Origin of the sequence: Arthrobacter dokdonellae (assembly GCF_003268655.1) — a bacterium.
In the GTDB taxonomy this organism is placed as follows: domain Bacteria; phylum Actinomycetota; class Actinomycetes; order Actinomycetales; family Micrococcaceae; genus Specibacter; species Specibacter dokdonellae.
This window is the reverse complement of sequence record NZ_CP029642.1, coordinates 3,323,330-3,336,775: the sequence shown is the minus strand read 5'-3', so window position 1 is coordinate 3,336,775 and position 13,446 is coordinate 3,323,330. Positions and strand designations below refer to the sequence as shown.

The following is a 13,446-nucleotide window of genomic DNA, read 5'->3' as shown; positions in this document are numbered from 1 at the left end:
CTGGGGCGCCGTCGAACGCCGCCTTCCGGAGGGCCTGTTCACGGGCGGCCGGCCTTCTCCCCGGCCAGCATGCGCGACGCCCACGCGGACAGCGCCGTGCGGTCGATCTTGGAATTGTGGCGGATGTCGGTGGGCATGGCGTCGATGACCAGCACGGCGGACAGCTCCAGCCCCACGCCGGCGGCGGCGGAACGGAGCTGCGCGGCCAGCCCGGTCCCGGCCAGACCGGAATGCTTCGCGGGCGGGACGGTTTCCACGACGGCCACAGCTGCCTGCACACCGGCGGGACCCACGCCCACGACGGCGGCCCGCGCCACGCCGGGCACCTGCTCCGCGGCGAGTTCGCCCGCCACGGGGGTCCTGACGCCAGCGGGCGTCGTCAGAATGTGCGCCAGGCGGCCCTCAACCCAAAGCCGGCCGGCGTCGTCGAAGTGGCCCACGTCGCCGCTGCGGTGCCAGCCGGGAATCGAGGCGCTCTGCTCCTGCGTGATCCACAGGCGGTCGTAGCGCTCCTTGACATGCGGGGCGCGTACCAGGATCTCGCCGGTGACATTGGCGCGGGTGGTGGGCTCGGGATCCACGCCGCCCTCGGGGGTGAGGGGGGCGACGGCCACGGTGGCGCCACTGACGGGCATGCCGACGCACACACCGTTGCCGGCGCCGGCCTCGCGGATGCCGGCTAGGCTGATGTCCGTCACGGGCAGCGCCTCGGTCATGCCGTAGGGCGTGTGCAGGGTGGCCTGCGGTGTCAGGTCCTGCACCTGGGCCAGCAGGGGCTCGCCCAGCGGCGCGCCCGCGGAAAGCACAATTTCGACGCCGGCCAGCGCCGTTTTGTGGGTGTCCGTCAGTTGCGCCGCGGTCGCCACCACGTTGACCAGTGCCGCCGGGGAGGCGAAGACGACCGTGGCGTCGATGGCTGCCGCGGCATCCGCCAAAGCGGCGGCGGTGAGGGTGCGCGGGGCGGTGACGTCCATGTCCGGGGTGACCGACGTGGCGCCGAGTGCCGGGCCCAACAGGGCGAACGGGGCGAAGCCGGCCACGAGCGCGGTGCCGGCCTCCAGCTTGTAGGCGGCCTTGAGGGTGTCCCGCATGGCGGCCAGCCGGCGGTGTGTGTAGACGACGCCCTTGGCCGGGCCCGTCGAACCGGAGGTGAACAGCACCGCGGCGTCGTCGTCGGCGCCCGGAGACCCCATGGCGGGTGCGGACGCGGCCAGGTGCATGACACGGCCGTTGGCCAGCAGCTGGGGAACCGTCGCGGCCACGTTCAGCAGCTTGCGCTTCGTGGCATCCATTGCCGGGGTGAAGTCCTCCGAGCAGACTTTCACGCCCGGCCAGTTGTAGAGGCGGGCGCCCGCCAGCGCGCGCTCAATGCCGATCAGGTAGGCGGGGCCGGCCCCCTTGATGGCGCGGCTCATGCCCTTGGTGCCGAGGCCGGCGTCGGCCACCACGATGACGGCACCGAGCCGAAGGCAGGCGTAAATGAGGGTGGTCAGCGTGATGCCCGGTGGGACCAGCAGGCTGACGCGGTCGCCGCCGCGGACGCCGAGGTCCGCGAGGCCGGCGGCGAGATCGTCCACGTCGCGTGCCAGGTCTGCCCAGGATACGGAGCGCGGGCTGGATCCCGATCCCTGGCCGCTCGCAGGGCTCCCCGCTCGATCGCGGGTGGCTGCCCGGCCGGCGGCGGGGACCATGTCCACGATGGCGGTCGAGTGGTCGTTGCGGCGGGCGTCCAGCTCGGCGAGCATGGGGCGGAATGGCCCGGCGTCGGATTCCGGCGCGTCCGCCGGGCCCGCTGCCCGACCGCCGGGAGCCACGTCGCCGGGAGCCCGACCGCCCGGGGCGACGACATTTTTCGCCAGCCAGTCAAAGGCGGGGGTCGCGATGTCGCGGTCTTCCTGGACCAGGTGGCCGGCGCCCTCGAAGCGGTGGACGTCCGCGTGCGGCATCCGGGACAGCAGGTCACGCAGGTAGCGGTCGGAAAACACCGGGTCCTTGGGGCCCCACATCATGAGCGCCGGCACGCCCAGGGTGCGGATGCCGGAGGAGACCTCCTCCAGGGCCGCCCGCGACGGGTGCGACTCCGCAGCCGGGATGTCCGCCACGAAGTTGCCCACACCGGCGCGGCGCAGGGCGGTGCGGTACGGGGCCATGAACGCGTCGCGGACCTCGGGGGCGAGTGCGGGCTGTGCAAGTGCGTGCGTGACGCGCAAAAAGGCGGCGGACGTCGTCGTGCCCCACCGATGGATGGCGGGGTGGAGGGCCAGCTTCAGGGCGGGCGGCAGGGAAAAGCCCGCCGGGTGGACGGCCGTGTTGGTCAGCACGACGCCGGCCAGCTGGTCCCGGTGGCGGTCGGCCCAGCCGAGGGAAATGATGCCGCCCCAGTCGTGTCCCACCGTGACCACGGGCCCGTCAAGGTGCAGCGCGGCGGTGAGGTCGCCGAGGTCGGTGATGCGGTCTTCGAGGCGGCGGAAGGTGCCGGTGCGTTCGGAGAATCCCATGTCCAGCTGGTCGACGGCGACGACCCTCCAGGGGCCGCCGGCAGCCAGCGTGGACGGGGAGGTGGCCCCGGCCAGCAGGGTGCGCCACAGGTACGACCAGGTGGGGTTGCCGTGCACGCACAGCAGCGTGCCCGCCGGTTCCACGCCCGTGGCGGCGACGTCGTCGGCGTTGTCCAGAAAGTGCCACTGCCGGGACGTGCCGGGCGCGTCCACGGCGGCGGTCGACGGCACGGACAGGGTGCGGCGCCAGGAGGCATGCACGCCGGGCCAGGGTTCGGGGGCGTGCGTGGCGGCCCCGGGGGACGCGGCGGAGGGGGAGAGGGGAGAGGCGGCCGTGATCCCAGCTACCACGCAATCTCCATCATCGCGGTGTTCAGCCCCGAGCCCACGCCCATGCACAGCACGCGGTCGCCGGGGCTGAGGCTCTGGGCCTCCTGCGCCAGCGTCATGGGCAGGGACGCCGGGCCCACGTTGCCCCACTTCGGGAACGTGATGGGCACGCGGTTGCGGACCAGATTCACGGCCTTGATGATGGCGTTCGTGTACGAGTTCGACACCTGGTGTGTGACGTAGCGGTCCATCCCGCTCCAGTCCCAGCCGTCGGCGTGGGCCTCGTGCCAGGCGTCCGTGACCAGTTCCAGTCCGTTGTCCAGCAGGCCCTTGGTGTCCGTGAACATGCCGTCGGGCCCGCCCACGCACAGCTCGTGGTGGGAGGTGCCCGCGCGGGAGACGCCGCCCAGGATGCGGTGGCCGCCCGGATGGGCGTCGGCCGGGCCGATGACGGCGGCCGCGGCGCCCGAACCCAGGGTCAGGGTGGCGAACTCGCGCAGGTAGTCGTCACGTGTGGACGTCTCGGCGTTGAGCCGGCGGAAGGTGGTTTCCTGCGTGGCCTGGGCGTCCTCGCCGGCCACGATCAGCGCGTACTTGATCTGTCCGGAGTCGATCATGTTGGCGGCCAGCGTGATGCCGTTGACGAAGCCCAGGCAGGCGTTGGCCAGGTCGAAGTTCAGGGCCGACGACGGCAGGCCCAGTGCGTTGTGGATCTTCACCGCCACGGACGGCTCCAGGTTGCGGCGGGTCACGGAGGTGTTGATCAGCAGGCCGATCTCGCCAGCCTCAATACCCGCCTCGGCGAGGGCCTTCGCTCCGGCCTCGATGGCGGCGTCGTCAAAGGCGGTCCCGGGCGCCCACCAGCGGCGCTCCTCGACACCGGCAACACGTTCCAGCAGCCGCTTCGACAGGCGCAGGCGCTTCAGGCTCGGCGCAAGGCGTTCGTCAAAATCGGACGAACTGACCACCACGGGGGCCTCGACACTGGTGACGGCGAGTAAGGCGGTGTTGTGGTGGTGAAAAGTCGCGTTGCCGATCAAATTCCAGCCTTTATCTTCTGTGTGCGTACGGTGCCCGGGAACCGAAAGAACGATGGTATGCGGCCGCGACCGGGGGGCATCCGCGTGCCTCCATCCCCTCGCGACAACAAGCCTCACCGTTAACTATGCACCTTGCGGCCGGTTTGACGCACATGCACCGCGGTGCATACATGTGGGAAACTTCCCCGGCAGAGTGCCGCGGCACGGTAGATTGGCTAGTGAAAACCGCCCCGGCGCAGGAGTAGAAAACAGTTTGCATCTAAAAAGTTTGACCGTGCGCGGATTCAAGTCGTTCGCCTCGGCCACCACCTTTGACTTTGAGCCGGGGGTCACGGCCGTGGTGGGCCCCAACGGCTCCGGCAAGTCCAACGTGGTTGACGCCCTGGCCTGGGTCATGGGCGAGCAGGGGGCCAAGACGCTGCGCGGCGGCAAAATGGAGGACGTCATCTTTGCCGGGACTGCCGGGCGCCCGCCGCTGGGCCGCGCCCAGGTGGCCCTGACCATTGACAACGCCGACGGCGCCCTGCCGATCGAATACTCCGAGGTCACCATCTCCCGGACCCTGTTCCGCACGGGCGGTTCGGAGTATGCCATCAACGGCACCGGCTGCCGGCTGCTGGACATCCAGGAACTGCTCTCCGACTCCGGCCTGGGCAAGGAAATGCACGTCATCGTGGGCCAGGGCCAGCTGGACAAGGTCCTGCACGCCACGGCCGAAGACCGGCGCGGCTTCATTGAGGAGGCCGCCGGCATCCTCAAGCACCGCCGCCGCAAGGAAAAGACGCTGCGCAAGCTGGACGCCATGTCCGCGAACCTGGCCCGCCTCAGCGACCTCACCGGCGAGATCCGCCGCCAGCTCACGCCGCTGGGCAAACAGGCCGCCGTTGCCCGGCGGGCCCAAGCCGTGCAGTTCGACGTCCGCGACGCCCGGGCCCGCCTGCTGGCCGACGACATCGTGACCCTCACCACCGCCGTCGAACGTGACGAGGCAGCCGAGGCGGCACTCAAGTCGCGGCGCGAACAGGTCGAGGCGGACCTCCTGGCCGGACGCACCCGGCAGGCAGCGCTGGAGCAGCAGTCGGCGGCCGCCACGCCCGTGCTCAACGCCGCCCGTGACACCTGGTACCAACTGTCCGCCACTCGCGAAAAGATGAAATCGCTGGGTGTGCTGGCCCAGGAACGGCAGCGGCACCTGGGCGCCGCCGAGGCCGCGCCGGATCCCAGCCGCGATCCGGACCGGCTGGCCGGGCAGGCGCAGCGGCTGCGGTCCGAGGAGGCCGAGCTGGATCTGGCGCTGGAGGAGCGGCGGATCGCCTTGGAGACCGCCATGGACATCAAGGAGGACGTGGAGGCCGCCGTCCGCGCCGAGGAACAGCGCGTCCGGGAGCTGCTGCGCGCCACGGCGGACCGGCGCGAGGGCCTGGCCAAGCTGGCGGGGCAGGTCGCTGCGGCCCGGTCCCGCGTCGAGTCAGCCGAGGCGGAGATCGGCCGCCTGCACCAGGGCAAGGCCGCCGGCGCCGAGCGGCACGGCGAGGCCGCCCGCGAGTTTGCGGCCCTGGAGTCCCAGGTGGCCGGCGTGGAGGAGGGCGAGGAACGGCTCGACGCCGACTACGAGGAGGCCGCCGCGGCGCTGGCGGAAATTGACGAACAGATCCGGGAGCTGACGGCCGCCCAGCTCGCCGCGGACCGGGAGCGCGATTCCCTCACCGCCCGCCGCGACGCCCTGTCCGTGGGCCTGCTGCGCAAGGACGGCTCCGCGCACCTGCTGGCCGCCGGGCTGCCGGGCGTGCTCAGCGCCGTGGCGGAGCTGCTCACGGTGGCGCCCGGCCACGAGACCGCCATCGCCGCTGCCCTGGGCGCGGCGGCCGAGGGCGTGGCGGTGGACTCGGCCGATGCCGCCGTGGCCGCCCTGGAGCGGATCAAGGCGGACGACGGCGGACGGGTCACCCTGGTCGTGGCGGGCGGCGCGGCGGCTGCTGGCACTGCGGCGGCAGCGGAACCGGACGGCACGCAGCGGCGCCGCGCGGCTGCGCCTTTCCTCGCGGGAGACGTGGAAGCCGCGGCGGCCGCGGTGGCGGGGGGCGGCGTCGGACGGGCACAGGTGGATGGTCCGGCGGAACTGGGTCCCGTGCTGGACGCGCTGCTGGACGGCGTCGTGCTGGTGCCTGACCTGACCGCGGCGCAAACCGTCCTGGAGCAGTTTCCGTCCCTGACGGCTGTGACCGCGGACGGGGACGTGCTGGCCGCGTATTCCGTCCGCGGAGGATCGGCCACGGCGCCCTCGCTCCTGGAACTGCAGGCCGCCGTCGACGAGACCGACGCCAAGCTGCGCGACGCCGCATCCGAGGGGGAGCGGGCACGCTTCGCGCTGGCGGCCGCCAAGGCTCAGCGGACCACGGCCTCGGAAAATGAGACAGCCACGCTGGCCGCGCTGCACGAATCCGACGCGCGGCTGGCCGCCGTGGCAGAGCGGCTCGGGGCGCTGGGCGCCACGCTGCGGTCGGCGGCGGGGGAGGCGGAGCGGCACGAGCTGGCGCTGTCCGTGGCGGGTGCCAACCTGGAGAAGGAGCAGGCGGCGCTGACGGAAATTGCCGCGCGGCTGGCACGCGCGCAGGAGGCCCCTGCCGAGGCCGATCCGTCCATGGACGACCGGGACGCGCTGGCCGCGCAGGCCACGGCGGCGCGTGCCGTGGAGATGGAGTCCCGGCTGGCGCTGCGCAGCACCGAAGAGCAGTTGAACGCCGTCCGCAACCGGGCCGCCGCGCTGGAACGGGCCGCCGCCACGGAGCGCGCCGCCCGCGAGCAGGCCGCGCAGCGCGCACGCCGGCGCCGTTTTCAGGCGCGGAAGGCCGCCGCCGTTTCGGCCGGCGTGGAGGCGCTGCTGCGGCATGTGGAGGCGTCCATTGAACTGGCCGAGGAGGAGCGGGACGCGGCCGAGGAACGTCGGGCCCAGCGCGAGGTGGAGCTCATGGCCGTGCGTTCGGCCACGATGGAACTGGAAGTGGAACTGGCCAAGCTGACCGATTCCGTCCACAAGGACGAGCTGGCCAGGGCTGCCCAGCGCCTGCGCGTTGAATCGCTGGAAAACAAGGCGATCGAGGAGCTGGGCCTGACGGTCGACCACCTGCTGGCCGGGTACGGCCCGGACACGCTCGTGCCGCCCAGCCCGGGGGCGTCAACGGACAAGTGGGCATCGCTGCGCGTGGCCGTGGACGACTCCGGCAGCGAGGTGCCCGAGGGCGTGCCGTTTGTGCGCGAGGAGCAGGAAAAGCGGCTCAAACGGGCCGAACGGGACCTGGCCGCGCTGGGAAAGGTGAACCCGCTGGCCCTGGAGGAGTTCGCGGCGCTGGAGGAACGCCACCAGTTCCTGTCCACGCAGCTGGAGGATTTGAAGTCCAGCCGCAAGGACCTGATGGACATCATCAAGGAGGTGGACCAGCGGGTGGAGGAGGTGTTCACGGCCGCCTACACGGACACCGCCGTGCAGTTTGAGCGCGTCTTTGGCCGCCTGTTCCCCGGCGGCGAGGGCCGGCTGGTGCTGACCGACCCCTCCGACATGCTCACTACCGGCATCGAGGTGGAGGCCCGGCCGGCAGGCAAGAAGATCAAGCGGCTGTCCCTGCTCTCCGGCGGGGAGCGTTCGCTGACCGCCGTGGCGCTGCTCGTCGCCATCTTCAAGGCCCGGCCGTCGCCGTTTTATGTCATGGATGAGGTGGAGGCGGCCTTGGACGACACGAACCTCGGCCGGCTCATCACCATCTTCGAGGAGCTGCGCGAATCCAGCCAGCTGATCATCATCACGCACCAGAAGCGCACCATGGAAGTGGCGGACGCCCTTTACGGCGTCTCCATGAGGGGCGACGGCGTTTCCACCGTCATCAGCCAGCGCATCGACCGCGCCCCGGCAGACGTCTGACCGCTTCCGCCCAACCCCTCCCTGGACATCTATGTTGCAGTTATTCGACCGGGAAGCGTTTTCCTGCGCGAATTTGGTCCAACTTCTGCAACACAGAACCGGGGCGGGACCCGGACCGGGAGGGGGCGTCAGCGCTGGGTCTCGGCCGCCGGGAGCCAGAACACCACGGCCACCAGGGCCACCACCGTCGCCATCGAAAACGCCAGGCCGTAAGAAAACAGGTCCACCAGGTAGCCGGCCGCGATGGGCCCGATGATCGCGCCGAAGTCGGAGCACATCTGGAAGGTGGCCAGGACCTTGCCGCCGGAGCGCTCGTTGCCGATCACGTCCGCCACCGTGGCCTGCTGGGCCGGCCCCATGAGCCCGCTGCCCAGCCCGGCCACGAGCGACACGGCAAAGAACCAGAACACGTCGCCGGTGAACCCGAGGACACCCATGCCCAGGCCGTTCACGAGCAGGCCCAGCAGGATCATGGGCTTGCGGCCCCAGGTGTCGGCCAGTCTGCCGGAAAACATCAACGCGATTCCGGTGCCAATGGCGAAGACCGCCAGCGAGATCCCGGCCACCTCCGGCCCGGCGCCGAGGGCAGCCGTGGCGAACAGTGGCACCAGGGCCATGCGGATCCCAAACGCCGACCACCCGTTCGCGAAGCTCGACGCCAGGACGGCCCGGTAGGCGGGGATGCCCAGGGCAGCGCGCAGAAGCAGCGGCTCCTGCTTGACAGTGTTCGACGCCGGACCCCCGCCTGCCGCCGCACCCTCGCCCGCCGGGAGGGGGCCGGCCGCGGCCCCCTCCCGGACTGGACCCTGCGCGACGGCCTGGACACCCGCCGGCTCCGCAGCCTTGGCCGGCACCGGCACGGCGGCGGGCAGCTGCGTGGCCACGAGCAGCGCCACCAGCACCAGGGCGCCGGCATAGACAAGGAACGGCAGCTGAAGGCCGAACCCGGCCAGCAGCCCGCCGGCCGCCGGACCCGTGATGTTCCCCAGCAGGAACGACCCGGCGTACAGGCTGGAGACCTTTCCCCGGGCCTGCGCGGGAGCGAGCCTGATCAGCAGGCCCATGGCCGAGACCGTGAACATCGTGGAGCCGATCCCGCCCAGCCCGCGGTACAGCAGCAGCTGCCAGTAGTTCTGCGCGAAGGCGCAGGCGGCGGAGGACGCCGCGACGATCAGGATGCCCAGGATGTAGGTGCGCCGCTCGCCCAGCCGCTCCACGAGGACGCCGCTGAGCGGGGCAAAGACCAGCCGGGTGAAGGCGAAGACGCTGACCACGACGGCGGCGGCACCCACGCTGACATGGAAGCTCTGCGCAAACTGAGGCAGGACCGGGGCGACGATCCCGAAGCCGATGGCGATCAGGAATGCGGCGGCGACCAGGACCTTGATCTCCCGCGGGAGCTTGACCGCGGCGGCACTGTCGGCTTCGGGGGCTGGGCTGGGTGTTGACATCAGCATTGAGTTTGCCACAGCCCGGCCCAAGCGGGGGACCGGAGGGCCCGTGAGAGACTGGGACGGTGAACCAGACTCTTGCCATCATCCTGTACATCGTCATCGGGCTCGCCGTCGTCGGCGCCCTTGTCCCTGTCTTCCTGAAGGCGCGGAAGAACTCACAAAACTACACCGGCCCGCGCGACGCGAACGACCCGGCACCCCTCGACCCGGCGACGGGCCAGGCCGGGGACGCTTCCCCAGGGGGCGGCACCCTGGTGGAGGAGCGCCCGGAAACCCAGGCCCCGCCGTCGGACGTCGTAACGGCGGCCCCGACGGAAACGGCACCGGCGCTGGAAACCCCGTTGCCCGCGGAGGGCCGGCTGGTCCGGCTGCGCGCCCGGCTGGCCAAGTCCAACAACGCGCTGGGCAAGGGCCTGCTGGCGCTGCTCTCGCGGGACACCATCGATGAAAACGTGTGGGAGGAAGTCGAGGAGACGCTGCTGCTGGCGGACATCGGCACCGATTCCACCATGGAGCTGGTGGACACGCTGCGCGAACGCGTCAAGGTCCTGGGCACCCGCAGCGCCGAGCACGTCCAGGGCATGCTGCGCGAGGAGCTCGTCAAGCTGGTCGACCCCACCATGGACCGCAGCCTGAACATCGACCGCCACGACGGCCGGCCCGCCGTCCTCATGGTGGTGGGCGTCAACGGCGTCGGCAAGACCACCACCGTGGGCAAGCTGGCCCGCGTGTTCGTCGCCGAGGACAAGGACGTGCTCCTCGGGGCGGCGGACACGTTCCGCGCGGCCGCCGCCGAGCAGCTGGCCACCTGGGGTGCCCGGGTGGGAGTGCCGACGGTGAAGTCCGACGTCGACGGCGCGGACCCCGCCTCCGTTGCCTTTGAGGCGGTGAAGGCCGGCATTGAGGGCGAAGTTGACGTGGTCATGATTGACACCGCGGGCCGCCTGCAGAACAAGGTGGGCCTGATGGACGAGCTCGGCAAGGTCAAGCGCGTCATTGAAAAGCAGGCCACCGTCGATGAGGTGCTGCTGGTGCTCGACGCCACCACCGGGCAAAACGGGCTGGCCCAGGCGAAGGTGTTCTCCGACGTCGTCAACATCACCGGCATTGTGCTGACCAAGCTGGACGGCACGGCCAAGGGCGGCATTGTGGTGGCGATCCAAAAGACGCTCGGCGTGCCGGTGAAGCTGGTGGGCCTTGGCGAGGGCGCGGACGACCTCGCGCCGTTTGACGCCGAGGGCTTCGTGGACGCCCTGCTGTCCTAGAGCATGGTGTCCTAAGGCCTGGATTCCTAAGACATGACCGGCGCGCGTAACGCGCCGGAAACAAAAGCGGCGACAGGAATTAACCTGTCGCCGCTTTTTGTAACACGGCGGCAATCTTTGCCGCGCGCGACGGAAACACGGCCACGGAACAGTTGTAGGTGTCCAGATTGCACAGCCCCAACGGAGCGGCGGCGGCAACACCACTTGCAACGAAAGGCCGTAACCATGAATACCGGAGACACTGCCTGGGTCCTTGTGTCCGCAGCCCTGGTGCTGCTGATGACCCCGGGCCTGGCCTTCTTCTACGGCGGCATGACCCGGGCCAAGGGCGTGCTGAACATGATGATGATGAGCTTCGGCGCCATCGCAGTGGTCGGCGTCCTTTGGGTTCTGTTTGGCTACTCCGCGTCGTTCGGGAACGACGTCGGAGGAGGACTTCTCGGCAACCCGCTGCAAAAGCTGGGTCTGGCGGGCGTCCTTGACACCGGCAAGACCATGCCCCTGATTGGCACCATCCCCGAAATCGCGTTCGTCGGCTTTCAGGCCGTCTTCGCCATCATCACCGTGGCCCTGATCAGCGGGGCCATTGCGGACCGCGCCAAGTTCGGCGCCTGGATGGTGTTCGCCGCCATCTGGGTGAGCCTGGTCTACTTCCCCGTGGCCCACTGGGTCTTTGACTTCAGCAAGGACGCCAACGGAAGGAACACCGGCGGCTGGCTCGGGCAAGGCCTGGGCGTCATCGACTTTGCCGGCGGCACGGCCGTGCACATCAACGCCGGCGCCGCCGCCCTGGCCCTGTGCCTGATCCTGGGCAAGCGCAAGGGGTTCGGCAAGGATCCGAGCCACCGCCCGCACAACATGCCCTTCGTGATGCTTGGCGCCGGCCTGCTCTGGTTCGGCTGGTTCGGCTTCAACGCCGGCTCCGCGCTGGGCGCCAACGGCATTGCTGCCTTCGCCTGGATCAACACGCTGGCCGCCCCCTGCGCCGCCATCCTCGGATGGCTCCTGGTGGAAAAGCTGCGTGACGGCCACGCCACCTCCCTGGGGGCCGCGTCCGGCGCCGTCGCCGGCCTGGTGGCAATCACCCCCGCCTGCTCCGCCGTCACCCCGTTCTGGGCCATGGTCCTGGGCCTGCTGGCCGGCGTCGTCTGTGCCATGGCGGTGGGCCTGAAGTTCCGCCTCGGCTTTGACGACTCGCTCGACGTCGTCGGCGTCCACCTGGTGGGCGGGATCATCGGCACCCTGTTCATCGGCCTGGCCGCGGACCCCAACGCACCGGCCGCCGGCCAGGGCCTGTTTTACGGCGGGGGCCTGGAACTGCTCGGCAAGCAGTCCATCGGCGCCTTCTCCGTCCTCCTCTACTCCTTCGTCCTGGCCTACGCCATCGGCTGGGTCATCAACAAGACGATGGGCTTCCGCATCTCCGCCGCCCACGAGGCGGCCGGCATCGACATCTCCGTCCACGCCGAATCCGCCTACGACATCGGCGGCCGCATCTCCGGCAGCTTCCACCCGCTGGACGGCAACCCGGCCTGGCAGCACGCAGTCCCCGCCCACACCGAGTCAAAGGTTGACGCATGAAACTGATTACGGCCATCATCCGACCCGAGCAGCTCGACGATGTCCGCGGCGGCCTCGAAAGCTACGGCGTCCAGGGCCTGACCGTCAGCGGTGCCCACGGCTACGGACGCCAGCGCGGGCACACCGAGGTCTACCGGGGCGCCGAGTACACCGTGGACCTCCACCCCAAGGTCCGCATCGAGGTCCTCACCTCCGACGAACGTGCCTGGGACCTCGTGGACATCATCGTGGCCAGCTCCAACACCGGCACCGCCGGCGACGGCAAGGTCTGGATGGTGGAGGTCTACGAAGCCGTCCGCGTCCGCACGGGTGAACGCGGAGTCGCCGCCATCTGACGTCGGCGGCCGGGCCCCGTCGGGACCCTGTACGACGCCGGCACCCCACGTTCCCTCCACACGGAGACCCCCGCCGAGATTCATCCACAAATGCTGGGAGGCCGGAGCCGCTACCGCGGCGGGTTCGACACACTGGACGGCATGACCATTCAGGAGATCCGGAAAGGCAGCACCGCGGAGAACGCCATCAGGGCATTCGGCACGGTCGCGCGGCGGAAGGACCTGCTGTCGCGCGGCTGCACGGCGTGGGACTTGAAACAGGCACTGGCCGGGGGAACCATCCGGTCGGTGGCGCGCGGCTACTTTGCACTGCCGGAGGCCGATCCCCTTGACCTGCCGCTGGCCCAGCATCAGGCGCGGAGGACCTGCTTCACGAAGGCGGAGGAATGGGGCTTGTGGGTCATCCGACCCAAAGCGGAGCCCCATGTTGCGGCGGCGCACGGACGGCAGGTGCCCGGATGCGTCGTCCACCGGGTTCGTGGCGGGCTGACGTTGATTGACATTCTGCATCAATGCGTCCGCCGCGGGACGCAGGTTGAGGCCCTGGCAGTCCGAGTCCGCCGTGGTGCTCAAAAGGTGCACCATCGGCCGGCTCCGGAGCGCCTTTTCGGGGCGGGCCGGTGCGCCCGGACAGGCCATCGTGGCGATGATCGACCCGCAGCCCCAGTCGATCGTCGAACCTGTGGGCCACTACTACCTCAAGTCCGCCGGGTACAACGTACAGGGGCAGGCGGCCGTGCGGGGCGTTGGTCATCTGGATTTGCTGGTGGCGGGCGTCCGCGGGGTGGAAACGGACGGGGAGCAGTACCACAACACACCCAAGGGCTGGGCCGAAGACCTGCGGCGGGACAACCTGCTGGTCATCGAGGGAATCTGGAAACTACGAATACCGGCAGCCGTTGTTCTGTACAACCCGGAACTGATGCTGCGCTGCGTCAGACAGGCCCTGGACCGGATCGAGTCCACGAACACGTGACACCGGCCGGCACCTTGAGGGACCGGCCGGTGTCTTTAGGCGCAACGCGGC

8 protein-coding genes are annotated in these 13,446 nt (G+C 70.3%); 5 read left to right on the top strand and 3 right to left on the bottom strand.

Going from position 1 to position 13,446, the window contains the following annotated elements:
- Window positions 1-38: 38 nt before the first annotated feature.
- Window positions 39-2,759, bottom strand: a complete 2,721-nt coding sequence (locus tag DMB86_RS14885; protein WP_227878769.1) for an alpha/beta fold hydrolase — start codon at window positions 2,757-2,759, stop codon at window positions 39-41.
- 83 nt (window positions 2,760-2,842) lie between these two features.
- A complete protein-coding gene (locus DMB86_RS14880) occupies window positions 2,843-3,868 on the bottom strand; it encodes a 3-oxoacyl-ACP synthase III (protein WP_113718489.1) in 1,026 nt (341 codons plus the stop codon).
- A 253-nt stretch (window positions 3,869-4,121) separates the two neighbouring features.
- Between DMB86_RS14880 and smc the strand changes: the two genes are divergently transcribed.
- Entirely contained in the window at window positions 4,122-7,784 is a 3,663-nt protein-coding gene (smc, locus tag DMB86_RS14875; protein ID WP_171814512.1) for a chromosome segregation protein SMC, read from the top strand.
- 128 nt (window positions 7,785-7,912) lie between these two features.
- Here smc and DMB86_RS14870 read toward each other — a convergent pair whose 3' ends face one another.
- Window positions 7,913-9,241, bottom strand: coding sequence for an MFS transporter (locus DMB86_RS14870; protein ID WP_418202282.1), 1,329 nt, complete (start codon window positions 9,239-9,241; stop codon window positions 7,913-7,915).
- Window positions 9,242-9,300: 59 nt separating this feature from the next.
- Between DMB86_RS14870 and ftsY the strand changes: the two genes are divergently transcribed.
- The 4 genes from ftsY (at window position 9,301) to DMB86_RS14850 (ending at window position 13,395) form a co-directional block, all read left to right on the top strand.
- On the top strand, window positions 9,301-10,503 hold the full coding sequence (gene ftsY / locus DMB86_RS14865) for a signal recognition particle-docking protein FtsY (RefSeq protein ID WP_113718487.1): 1,203 nt from the start codon (window positions 9,301-9,303) through the stop codon (window positions 10,501-10,503).
- Between the two features lie 225 nt (window positions 10,504-10,728).
- Window positions 10,729-12,084: an ammonium transporter gene (locus DMB86_RS14860; protein WP_113718486.1), complete on the top strand. Its 1,356-nt coding sequence runs from the start codon at window positions 10,729-10,731 to the stop codon at window positions 12,082-12,084.
- Window positions 12,081-12,419, top strand: a complete 339-nt coding sequence (locus DMB86_RS14855; protein ID WP_113718485.1) for a P-II family nitrogen regulator — start codon at window positions 12,081-12,083, stop codon at window positions 12,417-12,419. The genes DMB86_RS14860 and DMB86_RS14855 overlap by 4 nt, the downstream gene beginning before the upstream one ends.
- Window positions 12,420-12,954: 535 nt before the next feature.
- Window positions 12,955-13,395 carry a hypothetical protein gene (locus DMB86_RS14850; RefSeq protein ID WP_113718484.1) on the top strand — a complete coding sequence of 147 codons (441 nt, stop codon included), beginning with the start codon at window positions 12,955-12,957 and terminating at the stop codon, window positions 13,393-13,395.
- The last annotated feature ends 51 nt before the right edge of the window (window positions 13,396-13,446 follow it).